Annotated in this window: 20 protein-coding genes; 6 read left to right on the top strand and 14 right to left on the bottom strand. The window is 68.7% G+C overall.

From position 1 onward, the window contains the following. The first annotated feature begins 11 nt into the window (after positions 1-11). Complete coding sequence (locus MNR00_RS12750) at positions 12-1,490, top strand: NCS2 family permease (protein ID WP_241926293.1); 1,479 nt, start codon at positions 12-14, stop codon at positions 1,488-1,490. 96 nt (positions 1,491-1,586) lie between these two features. Here the strand turns inward: MNR00_RS12750 and MNR00_RS12755 are convergent, their stop codons facing one another. From MNR00_RS12755 to sucC, 5 genes are all read right to left on the bottom strand, one after another. Then, on the bottom strand, positions 1,587-2,813 hold the full coding sequence (locus tag MNR00_RS12755) for a Dyp-type peroxidase (RefSeq protein ID WP_241926294.1): 1,227 nt from the start codon (positions 2,811-2,813) through the stop codon (positions 1,587-1,589). Then, on the bottom strand, positions 2,810-3,355 hold the full coding sequence (locus MNR00_RS12760) for a copper chaperone PCu(A)C (RefSeq protein WP_241926295.1): 546 nt from the start codon (positions 3,353-3,355) through the stop codon (positions 2,810-2,812). Before MNR00_RS12760 ends, MNR00_RS12755 begins: the two co-directional genes overlap by 4 nt. 148 nt (positions 3,356-3,503) lie before the next feature. Then, positions 3,504-4,109, bottom strand: coding sequence for a hypothetical protein (locus MNR00_RS12765; protein ID WP_241926296.1), 606 nt, complete (start codon positions 4,107-4,109; stop codon positions 3,504-3,506). 113 nt (positions 4,110-4,222) lie between these two features. Then, positions 4,223-5,125: a succinate--CoA ligase subunit alpha gene (sucD, locus tag MNR00_RS12770; protein ID WP_241926297.1), complete on the bottom strand. Its 903-nt coding sequence runs from the start codon at positions 5,123-5,125 to the stop codon at positions 4,223-4,225. A 30-nt stretch (positions 5,126-5,155) separates the two neighbouring features. Then, positions 5,156-6,322 (bottom strand): ADP-forming succinate--CoA ligase subunit beta, encoded by a 1,167-nt coding sequence (gene sucC / locus MNR00_RS12775; protein WP_241926298.1) that lies wholly within the window; start codon positions 6,320-6,322, stop codon positions 5,156-5,158. Positions 6,323-6,453: 131 nt separating this feature from the next. Between sucC and MNR00_RS12780 the strand changes: the two genes are divergently transcribed. Continuing rightward, the gene (locus MNR00_RS12780; RefSeq protein ID WP_241926299.1) at positions 6,454-7,113 is read left to right on the top strand and encodes a TetR/AcrR family transcriptional regulator; all 660 of its coding nucleotides are present in this window, start codon (positions 6,454-6,456) and stop codon (positions 7,111-7,113) included. A gap of 66 nt (positions 7,114-7,179) precedes the next feature. Here the strand turns inward: MNR00_RS12780 and MNR00_RS12785 are convergent, their stop codons facing one another. After that, positions 7,180-7,680, bottom strand: coding sequence for a hypothetical protein (locus tag MNR00_RS12785; protein WP_241926300.1), 501 nt, complete (start codon positions 7,678-7,680; stop codon positions 7,180-7,182). Between the two features lie 88 nt (positions 7,681-7,768). Between MNR00_RS12785 and MNR00_RS12790 the strand changes: the two genes are divergently transcribed. Beyond that, complete coding sequence (locus MNR00_RS12790; protein WP_241926301.1) at positions 7,769-9,217, top strand: NAD(P)/FAD-dependent oxidoreductase; 1,449 nt, start codon at positions 7,769-7,771, stop codon at positions 9,215-9,217. Continuing rightward, positions 9,214-10,254 (top strand): ATP-dependent DNA ligase, encoded by a 1,041-nt coding sequence (locus MNR00_RS12795; RefSeq protein WP_241926302.1) that lies wholly within the window; start codon positions 9,214-9,216, stop codon positions 10,252-10,254. The genes MNR00_RS12790 and MNR00_RS12795 overlap by 4 nt, the downstream gene beginning before the upstream one ends. Positions 10,255-10,266: 12 nt before the next feature. Here the strand turns inward: MNR00_RS12795 and MNR00_RS12800 are convergent, their stop codons facing one another. The 3 genes from MNR00_RS12800 to MNR00_RS12810 form a co-directional block, all read right to left on the bottom strand. After that, positions 10,267-10,752 carry a nitroreductase family deazaflavin-dependent oxidoreductase gene (locus MNR00_RS12800; protein WP_241926303.1) on the bottom strand — a complete coding sequence of 162 codons (486 nt, stop codon included), beginning with the start codon at positions 10,750-10,752 and terminating at the stop codon, positions 10,267-10,269. Next, on the bottom strand, positions 10,745-11,812 hold the full coding sequence (locus tag MNR00_RS12805; protein WP_241926304.1) for an ATP-dependent DNA ligase: 1,068 nt from the start codon (positions 11,810-11,812) through the stop codon (positions 10,745-10,747). The genes MNR00_RS12800 and MNR00_RS12805 overlap by 8 nt, the downstream gene beginning before the upstream one ends. A 79-nt stretch (positions 11,813-11,891) precedes the next feature. After that, the gene (locus MNR00_RS12810) at positions 11,892-13,019 is read right to left on the bottom strand and encodes an ABC transporter substrate-binding protein (RefSeq protein WP_241926305.1); all 1,128 of its coding nucleotides are present in this window, start codon (positions 13,017-13,019) and stop codon (positions 11,892-11,894) included. A gap of 127 nt (positions 13,020-13,146) precedes the next feature. Between MNR00_RS12810 and MNR00_RS12815 the strand changes: the two genes are divergently transcribed. Both MNR00_RS12815 and MNR00_RS12820 read left to right on the top strand, forming a co-directional pair. Then, a complete protein-coding gene (locus MNR00_RS12815) occupies positions 13,147-14,163 on the top strand; it encodes an iron ABC transporter permease (protein WP_241928848.1) in 1,017 nt (338 codons plus the stop codon). Then, positions 14,160-14,963, top strand: coding sequence for a heme ABC transporter ATP-binding protein (locus tag MNR00_RS12820; protein WP_241926306.1), 804 nt, complete (start codon positions 14,160-14,162; stop codon positions 14,961-14,963). The genes MNR00_RS12815 and MNR00_RS12820 overlap by 4 nt, the downstream gene beginning before the upstream one ends. Here MNR00_RS12820 and MNR00_RS12825 read toward each other — a convergent pair. The 5 genes from MNR00_RS12825 to MNR00_RS12845 all read right to left on the bottom strand — a co-directional run bounded on the left by MNR00_RS12825 (position 14,960) and on the right by MNR00_RS12845 (position 23,493). After that, the gene (locus tag MNR00_RS12825; RefSeq protein ID WP_241926307.1) at positions 14,960-15,769 is read right to left on the bottom strand and encodes an HtaA domain-containing protein; all 810 of its coding nucleotides are present in this window, start codon (positions 15,767-15,769) and stop codon (positions 14,960-14,962) included. The two genes, MNR00_RS12820 and MNR00_RS12825, sit on opposite strands and share 4 nt — an antisense overlap. Positions 15,770-15,833: 64 nt before the next feature. After that, positions 15,834-18,287 carry an HtaA domain-containing protein gene (locus tag MNR00_RS12830; RefSeq protein ID WP_241926308.1) on the bottom strand — a complete coding sequence of 818 codons (2,454 nt, stop codon included), beginning with the start codon at positions 18,285-18,287 and terminating at the stop codon, positions 15,834-15,836. A 184-nt stretch (positions 18,288-18,471) separates the two neighbouring features. Continuing rightward, positions 18,472-19,548 (bottom strand): biliverdin-producing heme oxygenase, encoded by a 1,077-nt coding sequence (locus MNR00_RS12835; RefSeq protein WP_241926309.1) that lies wholly within the window; start codon positions 19,546-19,548, stop codon positions 18,472-18,474. A gap of 96 nt (positions 19,549-19,644) precedes the next feature. Further along, positions 19,645-20,784: an SseB family protein gene (locus MNR00_RS12840; protein ID WP_241926310.1), complete on the bottom strand. Its 1,140-nt coding sequence runs from the start codon at positions 20,782-20,784 to the stop codon at positions 19,645-19,647. A gap of 159 nt (positions 20,785-20,943) precedes the next feature. Further along, the gene (locus MNR00_RS12845; RefSeq protein WP_241926311.1) at positions 20,944-23,493 is read right to left on the bottom strand and encodes a UvrD-helicase domain-containing protein; all 2,550 of its coding nucleotides are present in this window, start codon (positions 23,491-23,493) and stop codon (positions 20,944-20,946) included. Between the last annotated feature and the right edge of the window lie 45 nt (positions 23,494-23,538).

Here is a 23,538-nt window from a genome sequence, read left to right on the forward strand (position 1 = left end):
GGAGGTTCCCGATGACAACTGCCCCTGCCCGCCCTGACACCGAGCAGAAGCCGACAGGCTCACTCGATCGATACTTCGAGATCACGAAGCGGGGGTCCAGCTTCGGCGCGGAGATCCGCGGTGGACTCGTCACCTTCGTGACGATGGCGTACATCGTCATCCTCAACCCGATCATCCTCGCCGGCAAGCCGGACGTCGCCGGCAACGTGCTCGACTTCAACGCCGTCGGCGCCGCCACCGCGCTGACCGCCGGTGTGATGACGATCCTGTTCGGCCTGATCAGCCGCCTGCCGTTCGGCTTCGCCGCCGGTCTCGGCATCAACGCGTTCGTCGCATTCAGCGTGGTCGGTCAGGTCACCTGGCCCGAGGCCATGGCCCTGGTGATGATCAACGGTCTGCTGATCGTGCTGCTGGCAGCCACGGGTCTTCGGAAGGCGATCTTCGACGCCGTGCCGTTCCAGCTGAAGATCGCGATCACGGTCGGAATCGGCCTGTTCATCGCCTTCATCGGCTTCGTCAACTCGGGCTTCGTCACCGCCACCGGCACCTCATCTCCTCCGGTCGGCCTTGGCGTGAACGGCTCCGTGGCCACGATCCCGTCGCTGCTGTTCGTCGCGACGCTCATCATCACCGGCATCCTGATCGCACTGCGAATCAAGGGCGGCATGCTGATCGGCCTCGTCGCCGGCACAGTGCTGGCCGTCATCGTCGAGGCGATCTGGAAGATCGGCCCGCGGACGTTCGACGCCGAGGGCAACGTCGTGAACCCCGGCGGCTGGGGCCTCACCGTGCCCGCGCTGAACGGATCACCGGTCAGCATGCCCGACCTCAGCCTCGTCGGCGCCGTGGACTTCAGCTTCGACTTCGGCAAGGTCAGCTCGGTCGCCCTGGTGATGATCGTCTTCACCCTGCTGTTCACGAACTTCTTCGACGCCATGGGCACCATGACCGGCCTCGCCAAGGAGGCCGACCTCGCCGATGCGAAGGGCGACTTCCCTCGCATCAAGTCGGCGCTGATCGTCGAGGGCGTCGGTGCGATCGCCGGTGGCGCGACCTCGTCGTCGTCGAGCACCGTGTTCATCGAGTCGGGCGCCGGAATCGGCGAGGGCGCGCGCACAGGCTTCGCGAACCTCATCACGGGTGGCATGTTCCTGATCGCGATGTTCCTCACCCCGCTGACCTCGATCGTGCCCACCGAGATCGCCGCCGCCGCGCTGATCATCGTGGGCGCCATGATGATGGCGCAGATCCGCCACATCGACTTCGCGGACTTCCGCGTGCTGCTGCCGGTGTTCCTGACCGTCACGGTCATGCCGCTGACGTACTCGATCGCGAACGGCATCGGTGCGGGCTTCGTCAGCTGGGTGCTGATCCACGCGTTCTCCGGCCGTGCGAAGCAGATCAGCCCGCTGCTGTGGGTCGTGGCCGTCGGCTTCCTGATCTTCTTCGCCCGCGGGCCGATCGAGATGCTCTTCGGCGCCGCGATCTAGGTTCGTCGCATTCGACAGGACGATTCCACTTCTGCAGGATGATCTGGCTCCCAGCATCCTTCAGAAGTGGAATCGTCCTTTGTCATTGCGCGGAGCTCAGCCCTCGAGCAGCGTCTCGCCGATGTAGCCGCCCTCGTCGCAGCCGGGAGGCACAGCGAACACTGCGCTGCCGATCGGCGTCGTCCAGATGTTCAGCAGATCGGCCTTGGCGAGGCGCTCCTGCATCGGGGTGAACTGCCGAGCGACGTCGGCCTGGAACGCCACGAAGATCAGCCCGGACTCCGAGACCGACTCTCCCGACGGTGCCACGTCGTAGTTGTACGCGCGGCGGAAGATCTGCTCGCGCGGATCCGCGGAACGCGCGCGTCGGATGTGCGCGATGTCATCGATCACCGGAAAGCCTCGGGGCCCGGTGGCCTCGAAGTCGGGCTCGTCGTGCTCCTTCTTGCCCGTGAGAGGCGCTCCGGTGTCGAGCGTGCGCCCGACCGCGAACTCACGGGCATCCCGATCGACCTCGTCCCACTTGTCGACATCCATGCGGATGCGACGTATGACCACCCCCGTCCCACCCGCGAGCCAGCCATCGCCGTTCCAGACGACGGCGTCGAACCCCTCGGCGCCAGGGCGGATGTTGGCCGTGCCGTCGACCTGGCCGAACAGGTTCCGCATGGTGGTGCCTGGCGCGACCGTGCCGTGCGCGCGGCGGAAGCCGTGCTGCGTCCAGCGCAGCGTTGCGAACGTGCGGGTGTCCTTCAACAGCATCCGCGTCGCGTGCGCCACCGTCAGCGGGTCGTCGGCCGCGATCTGCAGCAGCAGGTCGCCGTCACTCCACTCGGCGCGCAGTGCGTCGATCGAGAACGCCGGCAGCGGCGCCAACCAGGGCGGCGCCTCGCCACCCGCTCGTGCCACGAACCCCGGACCGAATGCGAAGGTGACGGTGAGGCGCGCAGGTGAGTGCGCGAGCTCGGGCTCGGAATCCGCCAGGGCGGGGATGCCTGCGGTGAGGCGCTGCGCATCGTCGGTCAGCAGACGCATCATCCGCCGCAGGCCGTCACGATCCACGTCGGGGCGCAGGTCCAGCGCGACGAAGGTGCCGTGCGCCTGCGCGTCGGTGCCGATCCCAGCTTGATGGACACCGTGGAACGGCACGATCCCCTCGCCGTTCAGCGGTTCGGGCGCGGCAGGTGCGGTGACACTCGGGGGCGAGAGCGCACGATCCACCCCGAGCGCGACGGCGGCCCCCGCCCCGGCGATGACCCCACCGCGCAGCAGCTGCCGGCGCGTCGCCGCGCGTCGCGAGACATCCACGCCGGGTGTCGTCACTTGTGGCCTTCCGATTCCGGCATGTCGTGATCGGAGTACTCCTCCTGCGCACCGGAGTAATCCTTCACCGGCGCGGAGAACGACATCGTCGAGTCGTCAGAGAACGTCAGAGTGAACGCGATCTCCTCCCCCGCCTGAACGGGCTCGGTCAGTCCCATCAGCATGAGATGGTTCGCGCCGGGTTCGAGGTCGAGCGACCCGGAGGCGGGGATCGTGAACCCGCCCTCCACCTGACGCATCGTCATCTTGCCCGCGTCATCGGCGACGGTCTCGTGCAGTTGTGCCGACGCTGCGGCCTCTGTCGTCGCCGAGACGACGATGATGTCGTGCCCGGTCGGGTTCGACAGGGTCCCGAAGGCCGCGGTCATCCCCTCGGGTGCGGCCTTCACCCAGGCGTCGCTGACGGTAACGCTGTCACCGGCGACGGCGGGCTTCGGCTCTGCCGTGGGCGCAGCCGCGGGAGCGCAGCCGGTGAGGGCGATGAGGGATGCCGCGATCAGGGCGAGCACCCGGGGTGCGGTGGTGTGCGTGCGGTGGTTCATGATCTTGCCTTTCGAAGCTCGATTCCGGCCGCGCGGACGCGCGGCCGCGCACGCCGGCGGACTCGACGGAACACGTCGAGAGGGCGGCATGCGTCTCGCCCGCTGCGCGCGGGCGATGCCCCTCACCGCTCAGACGGTGACGGGCTTCTCAGAGAGTCGAGAGCAGCGGAGGGCCACGTCGTGGCATCCGACGCACGACGCGCAGCGCGATGGGCGCATCCGCGTCGGCGTCGATGGGGCGCAGGCGGGATCGGGAGCGCTCGCCGATCGGCAGGGTGCGCCGGCGCACCACGACGCTGATGACCCAGCCGAGAACAGTGCGCGCGAGGCTCAGCAGCTGCCGCAGCACGGACTCACCGCGGTGCAGCAGCGCGGTCGTCGCGACGGCGGCGAAGACGTGGCCGAGCCACATCCCCGCATCCGGCATCACCATTCCCTCGGCGATGGGCGCAAGGACGAGCGGCGCACCGTGCTGATGCCCGGCCGCCGAGTGCACCGGAGCGATCGACCCGAGGACGAAGAGGGTGTGGAAGAGCACCTGGCTCGCCGACACCGAGGCCGCAAGGCGCACAAGGGAGAGCCGTCGTCCGGCGAGCAGCACGCTGATCATCGTCGAGAGCAGCAGCGGCACGGCGATGCCCAGCGGGCCGGGCAGGTCGCCACCGGCGGCGACGTGCGAGAGCAGCGCCGTGAACGTCGCGATGACTGCCGCCACCCCACCCCGCAGCAGGAGCGGAAGTCTCGACGGGCGCATGACTCCATTGTGTCAGGCGCCTGCGTCGCTGACATGTCGGATGCTGCGCCAAAGCATCCGGGCATGAAGAAGGCCCCGGGGTGGAGCCCGGGGCCTTCGTCTACGAGTCTAGCTCAGAGCGCCTCGACGATGGCGCGCATCAGGTCAGCCGTCTCGGAGGGCGTCTTGCCCACCTTGACGCCGGCGGCCTCGAGGGCCTCCTTCTTGGCCTGAGCGGTACCGGCCGAGCCCGAGACGATGGCGCCTGCGTGGCCCATGGTCTTGCCCTCGGGAGCGGTGAAGCCCGCGACGTAGCCGACGACCGGCTTGGTGACGTTCGCCTTGATGTACTCGGCCGCGCGCTCTTCGGCGTCGCCGCCGATCTCGCCGATCATGACGATCGCCTTGGTCTCGGGGTCAGCCTCGAACGCGGCGAGCGCGTCGATGTGCGTGGTGCCGATGACCGGATCGCCGCCGATGCCGATGGCGGTCGAGAAGCCCAGGTCGCGCAGCTCGAACATCATCTGATAGGTCAAGGTGCCCGACTTCGACACGAGGCCGATCGGGCCCTTGCCGGTGATGTTGGCGGGGGTGATGCCGACCAGCGCCTCACCGGGGGTGATGATGCCGGGGCAGTTCGGGCCGATGATGCGGGTCTTGTTGCCCTTCGAGGTCGCGTACGCCCACGCCTCGGCGCTGTCGCCGACGGGCACGCCCTCGGTGATGACGACCAGCAGCGGGATCTCGGCGTCGATGGCCTCGATCATCGCGTCCTTCGTGAACGCACCGGGCACGAAGGCGATCGACACGTCAGCGCCGGTCTTCTCCATGGCCTCGGCGACCGAGCCGAAGACGGGGATCTCGATTTCACCCTCGTGCGGCTTCTCGTGCGTGACGGTCGTGCCTGCCTTGCGGGCGTTGACGCCGCCGACGACGTTCGTGCCGGCCTTCAGCATCAGTGCGGTGTGCTTGGTGCCCTCACCGCCCGTGATGCCCTGGACGATGACCTTGGAGTCCTTGTTGAGGTAGATCGACATATCTTCTGTCCTTCGCAGTCTCAGTCGGGCTCAGGCGTTCGCCAGCTCGGCGGCCTTGTCAGCGCCCTCGTCCATGGTGGCGGCGAGGGTGACCAGCGGGTGGTTCGCCTCGGCGAGGATCGCCCGGCCCTCCTCCACCTGGTTGCCGTCGAGGCGCACCACGAGCGGCTTGGTGGCCGCGTCGCCGAGGATCTCGAGCGCCTTGACGATGCCCTCTGCGACAGCCACGCACGAGGTGATGCCGCCGAAGACGTTCACGAACACGCTCTTGACCTGCTCGTCGCCGAGGATGACGTCGAGGCCGCTGGCCATGACCTGCGCGTTCGCGCCGCCGCCGATGTCGAGGAAGTTGGCGGGCTTGACGCCGCCGTGGTTCTCGCCGGCGTAGGCGACGACGTCGAGGGTGGACATGACCAGACCCGCGCCGTTGCCGATGATGCCGACCTGGCCGTCGAGCTTGACGTAGTTCAGGCCCGCGGCCTTCGCCTTGGCCTCGAGCGGGTCAGCGGCGGCTGCATCCTCGAGCGCTGCGTGCTCGGGGTGACGGATCTCGGACGCGTTCTCGTCGAGGGTGACCTTGCCGTCGAGGGCGATGATGTCACCGGACTCGGTGCGAACCAGCGGGTTCACCTCGACCAGCGTGGCGTCCTCGCCCTTGTAGACCTCGTAGAGCTTCACGAAGACGTCGGAGACCTTCTCGATGAGGTCCTCGGGGAAGTTCGCGGCCTTGGCGATCTCGACGGCCTTGGCCTTGTCGATGCCGGTCAGCGGGTTGACCTCGACGCGTGCGAGCGCCTCGGGCTTCTCGACTGCCAGCTGCTCGATCTCCATGCCGCCTTCGACCGAGCACAGGCTCAGGTACGAGCGGTTGGCGCGGTCGAGCAGCACCGAGAAGTAGAACTCCTCGGCGATCGCGGCGCCCTGCGCGACCATGACGCGCTTGACGACGTGGCCCTTGATGTCGAGGCCGAGGATGGCCTTGGCCGCCTCGTACGCCTCGTCTGGGGTCTTGGCGACCTTGACGCCGCCGGCCTTGCCACGACCACCGGTCTTGACCTGGGCCTTCACTACGACAACACCGCCGATCTTCTCAGCGGCCGCCTTCACCTCCTCCGGCGTATCGGCGACGATGCCGGCAAGAACCGGCACTCCGTACGATTCGAAAAGGTCTCGTGCCTGGTACTCGTAGAGATCCACTCTGCAGTCCTTCGCTGGTTGCGGCGTTTGGGACGCGACAAATGTGTCGGGTGTCGAATATCATTCGACCCGATCCTCAAGCCTACTACCGCTGGCGTCATCGCACGGACGCCGGGTCTAGGCTCTCCGGTATGCAGCAACCGACCCCGCTCCGCACCGGCGTCGTCGCCGCGGCTCTCGAGTTGTTCGCCGCGCAGGGCTTCGAGGCGACCTCCGTCGAGCAGATCGCGAAGGCCGCCGGCGTCTCGCGTTCCACCTTCTTCCGCCAGTTCGGCGGCAAGGAGGACGTCGTCTTCACGGATCACGAGGAGATGCTGGACGAGGTGCGGGTCTTCCTCGAGCAGCCGCACGACGACCCGTGGGCTGCGGTGTGCGAGGCATCTGAGCGCGTCTTCGGGCACTTCGTGCGCGATCCCGAGCTCGCCCGACGCCGCTACGAGGTCGTCAGGCAGGTGCCAGCGCTGCGCGAGCGCGAGATCGTCACCGTGTTCCGCTACGAGCGGCTGTTCGACGAGTATCTGCGCGCCGCTAGGCCCGGACTCGCGCCCATCGACGCGGTGGGCTTCTCCGCTCTGGTCACCGCCGTCCACAATCACGTCCTGCGACAGCTGCTCCGCGGCGCCAAGGTTCCGGTGGCCACCCTGAGCAAGGCGCTGGACGAGGTCAGGCGTCGCTACGGCGTGCTCCCGGAGGGGTCGCCGTCGGCAGCAGACGATGTGGTCGTGGCGGTGTTCCCTCGGTCGATGCCGATCGCCGAGATCTCACGCCGGGTGCAGGCCGAACTGTCCTGACTGCGGGCGCTGCGCGCGCAGTCAGGCAGGCGGATGCTGCCGAAGCAGCACCCGCGAGGCCGAAGTTCAGTCGTCGCAGCCGCAGCGGCCGGCGGCGTTCTTGACCATGAAGCACACGTCGCACGTGCCGTAATCACGTTCGATCGGCTTGGTCTTGATGGCGCGCGGCTCGGCCTTCGGCTTCGCGGCACGGGGTGCCGAGGAACGTCCGGTCGAGGTGCGGGCGGCGCTCGGTGCGCCAGGCAGCACGCTGGGGTGGTTCACGTAGTAGTACGGGGCACGGCCTTCGCTGGGCAGCAGCGGCAGCACGCGTCCGAAGACGAGCACCTGCTCGTCTTCGGAGAAGCCGTTCGTGTAGGTGCGGCCGATGTGCAGAGCCGCACCGTCGCGGCGGAGCGCCTCGATGTAGCGACCACGGTCGATGTAGCTGCTGATGCCGACGGCACCTGTGACGGCGACGATGAACTCGTGGTTCTCGTCGGGGATGCGGTGCGCGCGCAGCGCGTCCGCGAGAGATCGGTAAGGGCGGGAGGTTCCTGCGGGGGTGGGCCCCTGAGCTTCATTCATCACCTTGATTGTCTCACCCGCGCCTGTGCCGCGGGGGACGATCCTGCTCGTCGGTGCCTGCACCGCCGAGCCGTGACACACTGAGCACATGGCACGCGCGACAGTGATCGGCAGTGGCCCGAACGGGCTGTCCGCGGCGGTGGCACTGGCTCGTGCGGGCTACGCGGTCGAAGTGCTCGAGGGCGCCGACACGATCGGCGGCGGCGTTCGCACCGAGCCGGCCACGCTGCCCGGATTCACCTGGGACGTCTGCTCGGCCGTGCATCCGGCAGCCATCGCCTCGCCGTTCTTCCGCGCCTTCGGCTCGGACCGCATCGACTGGATCACCCCCGACATCTCCTACGCGCACCCGCTGGACGACGGCCGCGCGGCGATCGCGTGGCACGATCTCGACAGGACGGCGGATGCCCTTGGGCCAGACGGCCCGGCCTGGCGGGCCCTGCTGCGACCGCTCGTCCGGCGCATCGAGGGGGTCGTCGACTTCACCGGCGGCGCGCTCCTGCGCCTGCCGCAGGATCCGATCGCGGCGGCCCGGTTCGGATTCCGGATGCTGGAGCAGGGCACTCCCTTCGCACGGGCCACTCTGCGCACCGAGGTCGGCGCGGCCCTGCTGTCTGGCGCGCTCGCACATGCGAACGTTCCTCTGCCCTCGCTGAGCGGCGCAGCTGCTGGGCTCCTGCTGGCCGCGCACGGACACGCCCGCGGCTGGGCGTACCCACGAGGTGGGGCGCAGCGCATCGCCGACGCACTGGTCAGCGACATGGAAGCGCACGGCGGTCGCGTCCGATCCGGTGAGCACGTGCACGATCTGGCCGCACTCGACTGGGGCGACCCTGCCCGCGGCGACCTACTGGTGCTGAACAGCTCGCCGCGGCTCGCGCTCACGCATCCCGAAATCCCGGCCGGGTACGCCAAGGCATTGCGCGCCTACCGCTACGGCCCGGCCGCGGCGAAGGTCGATTTCGCCCTCGACGGACCGGTGCCGTGGACGAACGAGCTCGTCGCGCAGGCGCCCACCGTGCACCTCGGCGGAACGCGCGACGAGGTCTGGGCGAGCGAGAACGCCGTGGCACGAGGCACCGTCAGCGACCGCCCGTACGTACTGGCGGTGCAGCCATCGGTACTCGATGACACCAGGGCCCCGGCGGGCAAGGCCGTGCTGTGGGCGTACATCCATGTGCCCGCAGGCTCGGACCTGGATGCCACCGAGCTGATCACTCGTCAGGTCGAGCGCTTCGCACCGGATTTCCGCGAGCGCATCCTGGCCAGTCGCGCCGTGCCGGCGTCTGCCCGCGAGATGCTCAACGCCAGCGAGATCGGCGGAGACGTGTTCGGCGGAGCCTTCACGATCCGCCAGGCGTTCCGGCGGCCTGTGCTCTCCCCCACACCGTGGCGCACCCCGATGCCAGGGGTGTACCTCGCGTCAGCATCCACCCCTCCCGGCCCCGGCGTGAACGGCATGTCGGGCTGGCACGCCGCGCGCACCGCGCTGCGCGATGCGCGAACCCCCGCGACCCTTGAGGAGCTGTTCACATGACCAAGTATGAGATCCCCGCTCCCATGCTCGCCAAGGCCGCGGCCGCCGTGCCCGACCCCGCGAAGAAGCCCATGCTGTACGAGCCCAAGTGGGACGGCTTCCGCGGACTGATCGCGTGGGATGGCGAGACGCTCGAGATCGGCTCCCGCGGCGCGAAGCCGCTGACCCGCTACTTCCCCGAGCTGGTCGAGCAGCTCGCCGAGATCCTGCCAGGACCCTGCCTGCTCGACGGTGAGATCGTCGTCGCCACCGGCCCCGAGGGCGCGCAGCGCCTGGACTGGGAGGCGCTCAGCCAGCGCATCCACCCCGCCGCGTCGCGGGTCGCGAAGCTCGCCGCTGAGACGCCGGCGATGTTCATCGCCTTCGACCTGCTCGTCGAGGGCGACGAGGATCTGCAGTCGCTGCCGTTCCGTGAGAGACGAGCGCGGTTGGAGCGGATGCTGGCGCACGCCCGCCCGCCGCTGCACCTCACCCGCACCACCGAAGACCCCGATCTCGCGCAGCGCTGGCTCGCCGAGTTCGAGGGCGCTGGGCTCGACGGCGTGGTCGCCAAGCCGCTCGATGACCCGTACGCGCCGGGCAAGCGCACCCTGATCAAGATCAAGCACGCCCGCAGCGCAGATGTCGTAGCCCTCGGGTACCGCGTGCACAAGAGCGGGTCCGGCGTCGGATCGCTGCTGGTCGGCTTGTACGGCGACGACGGCGAGCTGCGGCAGGTCGGCGGGGTCGCGGCGTGGTCGGATGCCATGCGTGCGCAACTCGTCGAAGACCTCGAGCCCCTGGTCGAGCGCGATGTGGACGGTGCGGCGGTGACCGGTGCGGGCGAGCGCTCGCGGTTCAGCGGAGCGAAGGACGTGTCGTTCGTGCGGCTGCGCCCGGAGCGCGTGCTGGAGGTGCGCTACGACCAGCTGGAGGGCTGGCGGTTCCGACACACGGTGCAGTTCGAGCGCTGGCGCCCGGATCGCGACGCCCGCTCCTGCACGTACGATCAGCTCGAGACGGTGGCCGGTTACGACCTGGCCGACGTGCTGGAATGAGAGCGGAGCGCCTCAGCGCACAGGCGGGGTGAACTCCACGATCGGGATGTCGGCCTCGCCTCCCGCGGCGTAGTCCATCGCCGCGCTGAGGTGCTCCCACGCCTCTGGATGCTCGGCGGCGTAGCGCTTCAGCCGCTCGGCGGATTCTTCAGCATCCAGCATCCGCACCTTCGCCGGCACGCGCCGTGCGCGGCCGGTGCTCAGGTACGCGACCCCGTTCGCCTTCAGGTTCCGGTACCACTGCGCTTTCGTGCCGAATCCGGATGCCACCCGGATCGCGTTCCGCTCGCGCTCGACCACCTCGACGACGACGTAGCGCGGCTCGTGGGATTTGCGTCCGAGGTGCTCGATCATCACCAGCCGTTCGCCGAACACCCACCCGAAGCCAGCGCGGTACATCCCGATCGGCAGTCGGACCAGCCACGGCGTCTCCAGCAGCTTCGCGGCGAGGCGATCCATCATGCCCGTCCGCTCGGTCAGGTCCGTGCGCTCAGGCATCTTCCTCTTCCCAGTTCGCAGCGACCTTCTTGCTCGGCTGCACGCGCGGGGGCTCACCAGGCATCTTGGGGAACTCCGGCGGGAACGAGAGCTCTCCGAGCCCGTTCTCGACGTCGCGGTCCCACCACTGCAGCAGGGTGTCGATGCGTCCCGGCGCCTGCTGCATGTCGGCCCACGGGTCGCCTACGTCGGCGAGCCTGCCGGGGATCGTGCGGATCGTGAACTGCTTCGGGTCGATGCCGTCGAGTTCCTCCCAGTGCACCGGCGTCGAGACGGGAGCCCCGGGGATCGCACGAGGGCTGTAAGCGCCGGCCATGGTCCGATCGCGATTGGCCTGGTTGAAGTCGACGAAGATGCGCTCACCGCGCTCCTCTTTCCACCAGCTCATGGTGACGGCTTCGGGCATCCGACGCTCGAGCTCGCGACCGGCGGCGATCACGGCATGCCGCACGACCAGGAACTCCCACTCCGGAACGATCGGGCAGAACACGTGCAGCCCGCGGTTGCCGCTGGTCTTGATGAACGCTTCCAGCCCCGCCTCGCGCAGCACCGTGCGCAGCTCGTGCGCAGCGATGACGGCCTCGGCCATGCCGGTGCCCGGCTGCGGGTCGAGGTCGATGCGCAGCTCGACGGGGTTGTCGGTGTCGGACGCAAGCGACGCCCACGGATGGAACACGATGGTGTTCATCTGCACGGCCCACACGATCGCGCTCGGCCGGTTCAGCACGAGCTGCGGGTGCTGCCTGCCGCTGTTGTAGGTGACGGTGACGGCATCCACGAAATCGGGCGTGCCCTTGGGCGGGTTCTTCGAGAAGAAACCGGCGGCCGCCTTGCCGCCGGCGGCGGCGATGCCGTCGCGGAAGCGTTCCAGTGAGACCGGCCGGTGGCCGGTGGATGCCAGGAACGGCACGGCCACCTGTTGCACGTATTCGGCGTACTCGGCCTTGGTGATGCCGTCCGCGCCTTCGACTGGCCAGACGACCTTGTTCGGGCTCGACAGCGAGATGTCGCGTTCGCCGTCGGGGTCCTGCACGGTCACGGTCACACGCTCGGAGGCCATGGGAACGACCTTAGGCGCTCCGGTGGAACCACGACAGTAGCTGTTGTGCGTGCGTTGATCGGGTGTGCGTGTGACGGCTTCAGTGCGTTGATGGCGGCAACGAGTCTGGCGCATACAGAGCCCTGGCCAGTCCGTCCATGATGTCGGGAATGCGGGTGCCTCCGGCGAAGATCTCGGTATCAGCGGCATCCACGATGCGCCTGTTCTCGCCCGCCTTCGTCAGCGCGATGCTCGGCTGGGCTTCAAGCAGTCCGTCGATACCTCCGGCGCTCTCGAGTCCCTTCGTCATCACCAGGATGACATCGGGATCGATCTCGATGAGAGCTTCTGGCGTCATCGGCCGCTCACCCTGCCAGCCGATCTCGGAGGCGACATCGATCGCGCCCACCGAGCTGATCAGCGAGTCTGCCCCGCTTCCGCTTCCGAACAGGTAGTAGATGCCTGCCGTGCCGCGCACGTACAGGAACGCGACTCGCGGCAGCAGCTTCTCATCGGCCGGCAACAGGCGTGCGATCTCAGTGCGCTTCTGCTCGATCGCGGCGGCGAGGCCGTCGATGAGTTCATCAGCCGAGTCGGTGACGCCGAGGGCGTTCGCGATGGCGTGGATGGTCTGAAAGGTCGAGTCGGGATCGGTTGCGCGGGGCACGGTGACCACCGGAATCCCCGCGTCGCCGAGCTGCAGCACGACGTCGGTGGGTCCGATCGATCCGTCGGTGAGGATCAGCGTGGGATTCAGCGCGAGCACGCCCTCAGCATCGATGGTGTGCCCCTTCTTGGTCACCACCGGGAGGTCGCCGCGGCCGGGCAGGTCCGTCGCGATGTCACGGCCGACGAGGCGATCGCCGAAGCCCAGCGCGTCCACCAGCTCCGCGACGGTTCCGCTCAGCGACAGCGCGATGATCCGCGAGGTGTCGGTGACTGCCACCTCGCGCGAACCGTGTCCATCCACAGAAGTGACTGTCGAGGGGAGGTTCGGCTCGGCTGCGGCGATCCCGTCCAGCGAGGAGTCGCCGATGACGACGGTGGAGGGCCCCGTGATGGCGCTCGGATCATCGACGGCGGTGAGCTCGGACAGCGGCGGCAGGTCGACGGACGCCACTTCGGTCGGCGTCGAGGGGTTCTGCGCGGCAGCCCCTTGACACGCGACGAGCGTGAAGGCGAGGAGGATGCCACCCAGTGCGGCCGCGAGAGGATGAGCGCCGCGCATGCGAACCCTTCTGCTGGTGAGAACTAAAGTAAGCCTACCCTAAACTGGTTGGGTGACCTCAGATCTCACTTCGGCCCCAACGCCGCTTCGAACGGGCGCAGACGACGGCCGGCGACGGGGACGGAGCATCCTGTTCTGGTCACTGGGTGTCGCACTGATCGCCTCGTTCATCACGAGCACCGGGGTGGGTCAGCTGAATGTGCCACCACTGCAGGTGCTCGGCACGCTGCTCGAGCCGCTCGGCATCGGGGGCCTCCCCCTGCCCGACACTGAAGCCGCCCAGCGGGGCCTGTGGATGATCCGCTTCCCGCGGGCGGCGATGGCCGCCGTCGTCGGCGCCTCCCTCGCGGTCGCCGGTCTCCTCATGCAGGCGATCTTCGGCAATCCGCTTGCCGAGCCCGGGGTCGTCGGGGTCTCCTCCGGCGCCGCCGTGGGTGCGGGAATCTGCATAGTGTTCGGCGTCACCGCGTTCGGCGAGTGGACCCTGCCTGTGTTCGCGTTCGCTGCGGGCCTGGGCGTCAGCCTCGCGGTATATGCGCTGAGCCGCGCAGAAGGACGCACCGAAGTCGTCACGCTGGTGCTCACCGGCATCGCCGTGAACGCTGTCGCCGGCGCCGCCATAGCCCTGCTGACGTTCCTGGGGGACACGCAGTCGCGCGAGCAGATCGTGTTCTGGCAGCTCGGCAGCCTGGCTGGAAGCCGATGGTCGCAGGTGCTCATCTGCGTCGTCCTTCTGGCCGGCGGACTCATCGCCGCTTATCTGATCGCGCACCGCCTGGATCTCCTCGCCCTGGGCGAGCGCAGTGCGCGCCACCTGGGCGTGCACGTCGAGCGACTGCGACTGTTTGCGATCGTCGTCGTCGCGCTGCTCGTCGGCTCCGCCGTCGCGTTCGCCGGCATCATCGCCTTCGTCGGCCTGGTCGTGCCGCATCTGATGCGCATGATCCTCGGCCCAGCGCACCTGCCGCTGATCACCGCCAGCGTTCTGGGCGGCGCGCTGCTGCTCACGCTGGCCGATCTTGGAGCCCGCACCCTCGTGCCGATGGCCGATCTGCCGTTGGGGATCCTCACCTCGCTCGTCGGCGGACCGTTCTTCTTCTGGCTGCTGCGGCGCACCCGCCGAACGTCGGGAGGCTGGGGATGACCGGGTCTACGACGATGCCGGCGTGCGCTCTGCGTGACGTGCGGGTGATCCGCGCTGGCCGGCCCCTGCTCGACGGCGTCGACCTGGAGCTGCACCACGGCGAGGTGCTGGCCGTCCTCGGGCCGAACGGCGCGGGCAAGTCGACACTGCTCGGTGTGCTCGCCGGCGACGTCGACGCCGATCAGGGCGCGGTGGAGTTCGCCGGACGCCCCCTGGCCTCGTGGTCTCTGCGCGACCTGTCGCGTCGGCGCGGTGTGCTGCTGCAGGAGAACCGCACGGCATTCCCGTTCACGGTGCGCGAAGTGGTCGAGATGGGCCGTGCGCCGTGGCGGCGCACCGAGCACGCCGGGGAGGACGAAGAGGCGATCTCTTGGGCGATGTATGTGGCAGACGTCGCGCACCTCGCCGAGCGCCGCACTCCGTCACTGTCCGGCGGAGAGCGCGCCCGCACCGCGTTCGCTCGCGTGATCGCCGGGAGCACGACCGTGCTCTTCCTCGATGAGCCCACTGCGGCTCTCGACATCGGTCACCAGGAGTCTCTGCTGCGGCGCGCCCGCGAGCTCGCATCCGCCGGTGCGGCGGTGCTGATCGTGCTGCACGATCTGAACCTCGCCGCCGCCTACGCGGATCGAGTGGTCCTGCTGCAGGACGGCCGGGTCGCGGCATCCGGTCCCCCGGAGACCGTGCTCACTGCAGCGATCGTCTCGGACGTCTACCGCACCCAGGTAGAGGTGATCGCCCACCCGGGAACCGGGCAGGCGATCATCGTTCCGCTGCGCGAAGAGCTGCGGCCGGACTAGCTCCCGCCGCGGCGCCGCACCAGCAGCACGGCGCCGGCGGCGGCAGCCACGGCGACCGTGCCTCCTCCTAGCGCGATCGGCAGCCAATTGATCCCATCGTCCGCGATCGGGGCGGATGCCTCCGTCGTGGACGGGGCGGGAGTTTCCTGTTCAGCCGGTTCCTCCGGCTCATCGGTCGCACAGGCGAGGGCGACGTCGAGCGTGACCGGGTCCAATTCGTCCCCGGCCTGGTAGAAACCGCCGAATGCCGGGGCTCCGGCCTCAGTGAGCGTCATCGGCGCGGACGCGACGGCCAGTGTGCCGGCGTCGGTGTCGACGGCGACCGGTGCATCGAGGGCAGCGACTTCGGCCTGCTTCTCGTCCAGCGCGAGTTCACCGGACGTGTCGTTGCTGCGCACGTCCAGGTGCAGCGTCGCGCTGCCGTCTTCGGCGATGACGATCTGCGGTGCGCCGAGCGTCATGTCGAGCACGCCACCGTGGCCCGTGAAGTGCACGGTGCCGGCGAAGGTCACAGTGCCTGCGCCGGTCTCTGCGTCGAGTTCGCCGGTGGGGGCGGTGAAGGTGAATTCGGGTGTGGCGTACTCCGCGCCGTCGGCGGCCTGCCACTCGCCCTTGGCGATGCTGCCCGAGATGTATGAGCGGAAGCTCTCCTTCACCCCCCAGGTCAGGGTTCCGGAGGAGACTGTGCAGACGCCGGAACCTGCGGCTGTGACGGTCGTTGTGGCGGCTGCCGACGTCGGCGCCGCGCCGGCGAGCACGGCGCCTGCCGCCAGAAGCAAAGCGGGCATGCGGAGGAAGTTGTTCATCAGAAGCTCCTGTGTTCAGTGCGCAGGGGGATGCCGCTCGCGACGAGCGACATCCCCCTGTCAGTCAGACGGTGCGACGACGAGCGACGACCAGCGCGCCGCCCACCAGGAGCAGGACGATGCTGAGCGCGACGCCGAAGATCGGCGTGTCGGATCCCGTCGTGGCCAGCGCCGCGGCGCCGCTGCCAGTGGGATCCGTGGCCGCGTCACAGCTCACGGTGCCGCCAAGGTTCACACTCAGCGACACGGCATCGAGCGGGGCCCCCGCCTCGTAGAAGCCGGCGAACGCTGCGGCTCCGTCGGCCGTGAGCCGTGCGGACGCACCGTTCACCGAGAAGCTCGAACCCGAGCTCTTCGCGTTGAACGAGAGCGTCGCGAACCGCACGGTCGCGTTGGTGGTCTGATTGCCCGCAGTATCGGTCGAGCGCACGTGCGCGTACAGCGAACCCGTTCCGTTCCCGTTGAGCACGACCCGTGGATTGCTCAGCCGGAAGTCGAGCAGTCCGTTGTGGCCGGTGGCGCTGAGACTTCCCGAGAAGCGGATCTGCCCGCGGTCGCCGGCCTCGGTGTTCAGCGAGCCGTTGGCGACGCTGAACGACCCGCCCGAGAACTCGCCCTTGGCGATCGGTCCCTCGACGTACGAGCGGAAGCTCTCCTTGAGACCCCAGTCGAGCGTGCCACCGGTGACGCTGCGCGCCACGCAGACGGGCTCGGCAGGAGCGGTCGGGCCGACCGGCGCGGTCGGCACGGTCGGCTTCGGCGTGACCGGCACCACCACAGCAGCGGACACCTGAAGCGGGGCGACGAGGAAAGGCGTCGCCGCGCTCTGTCCGCCCTCGTCGACGAGGAACGCCTGCACCTCGTGCCGCCCCTCGGCGAAGTCGGCAGGAACGCCCCATCCGAGTCGGGCGACACCCTGACTGTCGGCCACGGCGGTGCCGGCGTCGACGGGATCGGAGTGCACTTCGAAGCGTACCTTCTGCCCCTCGTCGAGGCCCTTCACGACGAAGCTGACGATGTCACCGGGACGCACAATCGAGTTCGTGCCGGTGAGCACATCGAGCGTCGGCTCGTCGGCCGGCGTCTCAGGCTCGATCGGACGCTTACCTCGGTAGTCGACCGTGATCGCCAACTCCTGCTCAGCGTTCTTCATACCACCGGCGGCATACGTGTACACGCCGTAGCTGCCTCCTTCGACTTCTGCCTCGACCGGGGCGACGGCGAGAGTCGCGGTGAACGTGCCGTCGGCCTTCAACTCGACCCACTGCTTGCGAACCGTCTCCTGGAACACGGGTGGGATCTGGTCGACCGTATCGGCCGTCAGCGCCCACAGCTGCGAACTCACCTTGCGAACGCTGCTCGCGGCGCCCGCGGACGGGCGCCAGTCGGCGCCGAAGTTGCCGAAGACGACGTAGTCGCCCTGTGGGAGGGTCGCGGGGATCGGCATGCCGCGTCCGCCGATGTTGGCCTGCGGGTCGAAGCCCGATCCCTTGACCACGAGCGTGTCGCCGTCGTACACGGGAGCGCCGCCGACTGGGGTCACGCCGTCAGCGAGGAACACCTCGACTGCGGGCGTCCACTGCGGATCGGTGGGCGTTGTGCCCTCTTCGGCGCTGACGGTGAGCGAAACGGCAGCGGAGGCGGACGCGCGGAATGCGTCGGAGTCGGCAGGAGCGAACGATGCGGTGAGACTGTGCGCGCCTGCTGCGAGGGCCGTTGTCTTCAGCGTCGCGGCGCCGGCAGCGACCGGGACGGTTCCCAGAGTCGCCTGACCATCGCGGAACGTCACCGTCCCTGCCGCGCCCGCGGGCGTGACCGTGGCGGACAGCGTGACCTCGTCACCGGTTTCCGGCGCGATCGGGCCGACCGCCAGCGTGGTGGCAGTGTCGACGGCGGGCTGAACGGGAGCCGTGACCGGAGCCGTCAGCGTCAGCGCGTCGAGCGCCGTACCGGCCGCGTAGAAGCCGCCGAATGCCTCCGCGCCTGCCGCAGTGAGGGCGACCGCCGCGTTGCTCCAGGTGTACGTGTCCCCGGACCGAGTCGGCGTGGGGAGCGAGATCGCACCGAAATCGACGTCGTTCAGCGTGAAGACTTCTCCGATCTCGGTCATGCTCGCGAACTCACGGCCGGTCACGTCGAGCAGGAGACGTGCCGTCGTGGCGGAGGTGAAGACGACCTGCGGCTGGGTGAACTCGAGATCGAGCGCGTGCCCGCCCGCCATGGCGTGCCCCTGGAAGCGCACGCCGGCTCCGTTGGCGAAGGCGATGGCGGCCGAGCTGCCATCGACCGCTGCGGTACCGGAGCCGCCCGTCCACCGGAACGCGCCGTTCACACCGCCGAGATTCGTGATCGAGCCGTGGGCGATCGGGCTCACCACGTAGGAGCGGAAGGACTGTTTCACTCCCCATTCGAGGGTGGCTGCCGACACAGTGCCCGGCGTCGGCGCCGCGGTCGCGGCGATGGGGGTCAGCAGGCCGCCGATGGCGACCAGTGCGGCGGTGGCGAGCGCGAGCAGCACTCTGGGCCTCCGCGATGTTCTCGGGATCATGGACACGGCGAACGAGTCTCCTCTGTGAAGGTGAAGCTGTGCAGATGACCCGCGATCGCAGGTCAAACTAAGGTTAGCCTCACCTAACACAAATAGCCAAAGGGATGACGGAAGTACCCCTTCGCGCCAGCTGCGGTCGCGGCCGAGGTGCCGGTCAGGCTGCGGGGCGCAGGCGACCCAGGTCGAGGAAGACGGCCGTGTTGAACCGGTAGGCGGCGCGCACCTCGTCGAGCATGCGCTGCTGCTCGGCATCCGACAGCGTTTCGCCGTACGCGTCGAGAACGCCACGGTAGGCGTTCTTGAACGCGTCGAGGTCGCCGAGCGCGGCGAAGTCGTAGAACGCGACGCCGTCGGCCTCGAAACCGAACTGCTTGATCATGCGGCGGGCGATCATCTGGCCGCCGGAGAGGTCGCCGAGGTAGCGCGTGTAGTGGTGCGCGATGATCCCGGGGATCCAGCCCGCTTCGCCCACCTCGGCGATGCGCTGCGCGTAGGCCGCGGCCGCGGGGACGGCTTCGATGCGGTCCTGCCAGTCCGCGCCGAGCAGGTGCACGAGGTCGCGCTCCAGCGTGGCCAGGCGCAGCAGCGCCTCTGGGTGCAGCGGGGCGAGCAGCGGGTCATCGAGCAGCTGACGCGCCGCGACTTCGAGCGCCTCGTACATGAAGTAGTGCTGCACGACGAGATCGGTGTAGTCCTCGAGCGTGCCCTTGCCGCGCATGAGATCGGCCATGAACGTGGCCCCCTCACTGTCACCGTGGTCGCCCCAGGTGGCGGTGCGGATGCGGTGCGCGAACCCCTCGCCGGCGGGCGGCTCGGCCGAGTGCGCACCGTGGTGTCCGGGTGCGCCGTGGTGACCCGCTGCGCCATGGTGTCCGGGTGCGCCATGATGACCGGCGGCACCGTGGTGGCTGTCAGCGGGTGCGGGAGCGTGCTCCTCGCGCGGTGAGATGCCGAGCGTCTTGCAGGCGTCGCGGTAGATCATCACGACCTCGCGGCGGATCTGCGGGCGCTCGGTGACCTCTCCCCCGGGCCAGCCGAGAGTCAGGGTGTGCTCACCGTCAGCATCCGTCACCTGCCACGTGCCGCCGTGTGCGTCGAGGGACGTCATCACCGAGCCGGTCGCTGTGGGGTGCCCGAAGGCGCGCGCGATCAGCAGGCTGTCGCCGGTGTGGTCGTCATTCATGTGCGCAGTGACGGCGCCGATGACGGACTCGTCGATGATCAAGGTCACGGGATCTCCCCAGAACTGGCTCGCGGTTGAGGTAAGGCTCGCCTTAGTCTACGGCCAATTGCTGAACACCGGTTGCGATTGGGGGACCCCGCCTGCTCAGTCCTCGATGTCGATCGCCAGCACGAGAACCGCGCTGAGCGAATCGCGGCCGACCGCGAGCGACGGGCCCGCGATGTCGACGATCACGCCGGCGATCTCGGGGTGATCGCTGAGAACCTTCGCCAATTGCTCCGGCTGGAACGGCATCGGCCGGTCGTTGCGCCCGAGGGCGACGACCTCGAGCGGGTGCGAGAACACCTGCAGAAAGCGCGTGCCGTCCGGCCCGTGCACCTCGGCGATGCCGACCGGCTGACCGTTGCTGCCGTCGTTCACCGCCACCCAGCTGCGCGTCTTGGCCAGCGCCTCGGCGACGCGCACCGGAGTCTGCTCGTCACGCGGGGCGACGACCTGCGTCTTGATCGCCATCTCTGCATCGCCCTGCTCAAGCGCCTTCTGCAGCAGTTCGGTCGGGAACACCGCACGGTGCGGGGCGGAAGAGTTGTCGAGGATGATGCCGGCGAAGTCCCCTGAGACGACCTGCTGGTAGACCGCGGTCACCGGCTGGGCGATCGCAGATGTAGATGCCGCATCCTCTGAGCCGTCCACCGAGTCGCGCAGTGCCTTGCCCGAGCTGTACGCGAGCATGAACGAGCGCTCGCCGTCGCGCACGACACCGACGGCGAGCGGCTTGCCGGAGTTCAGCTGCTCACGGGCGTCACCGTGCACCCGCAGGTAGAGGTGGCCCTGCAGCGACTGGCGCATGACGCCGATCAGCTGTTCGTTCGAGGCGCCCTCTTCGAGCTCGGCGAGCGCCTCGCGCAGCAGCACGTTGTCGTTCAGCCCGTCGACGGTGTGCTTCTGCTCTGGCGGGGTGGCAGCGGCCAGCGGCAGGCTCGGCTTGGCCTGCTCGCCAGGCATCGGGGGCGCCGGCGTACGCGGGCGGTCAGTGTCCGCCGGCTTAGCCGGGGCGGCATCTTCGGTCGGCAGCGCCACTTCCGGCCCTGCGTCGGCACCGACGCCGCGGAAGGCCTGCACCGAGATGTTCACCGCGGGGATGTTCGCGTCTGGCGCCGGCTCGGCGGAGACCTCCGCCGCAGCATCCTCCGCCTGCTCGGGCAGATCCGCCTGCTCCGGCGCGACCTCGGCGTCGGATGCGGGCTGGGCGTCGGACTTCTTGCGACGGGAGAAGAGGGCCATGTCAGTCAGCCTAATCGCCGCCGCGAGTCGCGACTCGCCACGATTTCACAGGACGATTGCAATTGCGCAGGAGGATCTGGCCCGGATTCTCCTGTGGAGTTGCAATCGTCCTGGATTGTTGCGGGCAGAGTTCCGAGCGGAGACGTCGGATGCCCGCGACTACAACTTCGTGATCGGAGCGATCTTGATCAGCAGCTTCTTCTGCCCCGCGGAATCGAAGCGCACGTGCGCGATGCGCTTCGCGCCCTCACCGGTGACGGCCTCGACGCGGCCCTCGCCGAAGTCGTCGTGGCGGATGCGATCTCCGGAGGTCAGCTCGAGATCGCCGTTGTCGCGGACCTTTCCGGTGACCTTGTTCGGGAAGCGGTCCATCGCGGTCGACAGCGGCTTGAGCCCGGCGCCCTTGGGAAGCGACTTCGGGGCGAACGGGTCGTTGCTGCGACCGCCGAACCCACCACCAGAGCCGCCGCCGTACCCACCCCCGGGGCGGCGGGCGTTCAGCGCGCGCGACTGCGTGCCACCGCGGGAGTTCACGTCCCCCGGCGACTGCCGCCAGTCGACCAGGTCTGCCGGGATCTCCTGCAGGAACCGGCTCGGCATGGCCACCGACACCTCGCCGAACTGCGCTCTGGTCATAGCGAGCGAGAGGTGCAGGCGCTTGCGCGCCCTGGTGATGCCGACGTAGAACAGCCGGCGCTCCTCCTGTGGACCGCCCGGTTCCCCCGCCGAGATGCGGTGCGGGATCAGGTCCTCTTCGACGCCGGTGACGAACACCGCGTCGTACTCCAGCCCCTTCGCGGTGTGCAGCGTCATCAGCGAGACAGAGCCCGACTCGTCGTCGAGGTCATCCGCATCCGAGACCAGCGCCACTTCGGTCAGGAAGTCCACGATCGTGCCATCGGGGTTGTTGCGTGCGAAATCACGCGCCACGGCGATGAACTCATCGAGGTTCTCGAGCCGCGCCTCATCCTGCGGGTCGCGGCTGGCGCGCAGCGAATCGAAGTAGCCGCTCTTGTTCAGCAGCACGGTCAGTCCCTCGGCGACCGAGGTCGACGCCGGCACCTCGCCGGATGCCGGCAGCAGGATCTCGGTGGCCTCGTTCAGCACCTCGTCGAGTCGCGTGATCGCGGCCTGGATCTTCGGGCCGACACCCAGCTGCCCCGGCGAGCGCAGCGCATCGCGGAAGCTGATGCCGTGCTGCTCGGCGAACATCGCGATCGAAGCCTCGGTGACACCGCCGATGCCACGACGCGGGGTGTTGAGGATGCGCCGCACTGCCATCTCGTCGGCAGGGTTCGCCACCGCGACCAGATACGCCAGAGCGTCCTTGATCTCGGCGCGCGCGTAGAACTTCGTTCCGCCCATGATCTTGTATGGCACGGCCGAGCGGATGAAGATCTCCTCCAGCGCACGGGACTGCGAGTTGGTGCGGTAGAACACGGCCATCTCGGAGTACGGAATGCCGGCACGACGCAGGGACTCCACCTCATCGGCGACGAACTGGGCCTCGTCGTGCTGCGAGTAGCCGGTGAAGCCGACGATCTTCTCGCCCGCACCGCGGTCGCTCCACAGGTTCTTCGCCTTGCGGTCGAAGTTGTTGCCGATCACGGCGTTGGCAGCCGAGAGGATGTTCTGCGTCGAGCGGTAGTTCTGCTCGAGCAGAACTACCTTCGCACCGGGGAAGTCCCGTTCGAACTCGGTGATGTTGCGGATGTCGGCGCCGCGGAACGCGTAGATCGACTGGTCGGAGTCGCCGACCACCGTCAGCGACGCGCCCTCCACGTCCCCCGCCGCAGAACCTGAGCTCGAAGAACGATCGGGTTCGAAGATCATCATCCCCGTATCCCGGTCGTTGAGCCAGCCCGAAGGGCGAGTCGAAACGCGCATGCCGTTCATGGCATACGGGTCGGGAGCCGCGCCCTCGTTCGACGGCGGCCTGGTCAGTTCGTGGATCAGCGCGTACTGCGCGTGGTTGGTGTCCTGGTATTCGTCGACGAGGACGTGCCGGAACCTGCGGCGGTACACGTCGGCGACCTTCGGGAACGCCCGGAACAGGAACACGGTCTGCGCGATGAGGTCGTCGAAGTCGAAGGCGTTGGCCTTCTGCAGGGCGCGCTGGTAGTCGGTGAAGATGTCGGCGAACTTGCGCTCGGCCGGGTCGCTGAGGTTCGCCTGACGGGCGTGCCCCTCAGCATCCAACAGCTCGTTCTTCAGCTTCGAGATGCGCGATTGCACCGCACCGGGGGTGAGTCCGTAGGCGTCGGCCTCGTGCTCTTTGACCAGCCGCTTGATCAGCGCGCGGGAGTCGCCGGAGTCGTAGATCGTGAAGGTCTTCGTGAAGCCGAACTGCTCGGCCTCGCGGCGCAGGATGCGCACGCACGCCGAGTGGAACGTCGAGATCCACATGCCGCGCGCGGCATCGCCGACCAGCGCGGCGACGCGCTCGCGCATCTCGCCGGCGGCCTTGTTGGTGAACGTGATGGCGAGGATCTGGCTCGGCCACGCCTCGCGCTGACGCAGCAGCAGGGCGATGCGGCGGGTCAGCACGCTGGTCTTGCCAGAGCCGGCGCCGGCGACGATCAGCAGCGCGCTGCCGCGGTGGGTGACAGCTTCGAGCTGCTGCGGGTTCAGCCCGGCGAGCAGCTCGTCAGGGCCGTCTGAGGACTGCGGGCCGGATGCTGCGGGAACGATGAGGGGTGCGTCGGTCATGTCCCTTCGAGTCTAGGCCGGGCTCCTGACACCGACCCGCCGCTC

The organism is Microbacterium sp. H1-D42 (assembly GCF_022637555.1).
Classification (GTDB): domain Bacteria; phylum Actinomycetota; class Actinomycetes; order Actinomycetales; family Microbacteriaceae; genus Microbacterium.